This window comes from Mycobacterium sp. 1165178.9 (assembly GCF_001673555.1).
Classification (GTDB): domain Bacteria; phylum Actinomycetota; class Actinomycetes; order Mycobacteriales; family Mycobacteriaceae; genus Mycobacterium.
In genome coordinates this window covers 1-635 of the sequence record NZ_LZMB01000561.1, presented here as the reverse complement: position 1 = coordinate 635, position 635 = coordinate 1, and the positions used below count along the sequence as shown (strand labels likewise).

Sequence of the window (635 nt, the reverse complement as noted above, 5' to 3'; positions counted from 1 at the left end):
ACTCGCGCATCAGCCGGCCCGATTCGTCGAGGACCGCTTCTAGTCGCGCGATCGCGCTGCCCGGGCGGGCGGCCGCCTGACGCAGTCGCGGGACCGCGACATCGGTCCGCGCCGCCACCGCGGCCTTCAACAGTTCTGACTTGTTCGGGAAGTAGTTGTAGAGGCTTGCACTGGTCATCTCCGCGGTTCGGGCGATCTCCCGAATCGTCGCGCGGGTATAGCCCGCCTCACCGACACAGCGCATCGCCGCGGCGATGATTCGCGCCCGGGTCTGCTCGCCGTCGGCGCCCACCGGGCGGCCCAGTTGCGGCGGAGTGACAGTCATGGTGCCTCGGGGGTTTGTCGGTCACGCACCGGGCACCTCCGCGCCAACAACAAATCGATCGTCCGATTATATTCAATTCGTCGGCGCCATCGGTCGGCGGACGGGATGCGATCAGTGGAGGCAGCACCGTGATTCGGACGCAGCGCGGGCGGCCGGTCGGTGCCAGTGGCGAAAAGACTCGCCAGCGGATCATCGTCGCCACCATGCGGTGCGTGGCCGCGGCGGGGTACGCGCGGGCAACGATTCGTGAGATCGCCCGCACCGCGAATGTGACCAGTGCAAGCCTCTACAACTACTTCCCGAACAAGTC

Annotated in this window: 2 protein-coding genes; one reads left to right on the top strand and one right to left on the bottom strand. The window is 67.1% G+C overall.

The features are described from left to right. A partial coding sequence (locus A5652_RS23700) for a TetR/AcrR family transcriptional regulator (RefSeq protein WP_156745516.1) occupies positions 1-325 on the bottom strand: 325 nt, incomplete at its 3' end. Between the two features lie 128 nt (positions 326-453). Between A5652_RS23700 and A5652_RS23695 the strand changes: the two genes are divergently transcribed. Then, positions 454-635, top strand: a 182-nt coding sequence (locus A5652_RS23695; protein ID WP_156745167.1) for a TetR/AcrR family transcriptional regulator, incomplete at its 3' end; no start/stop codon positions are given.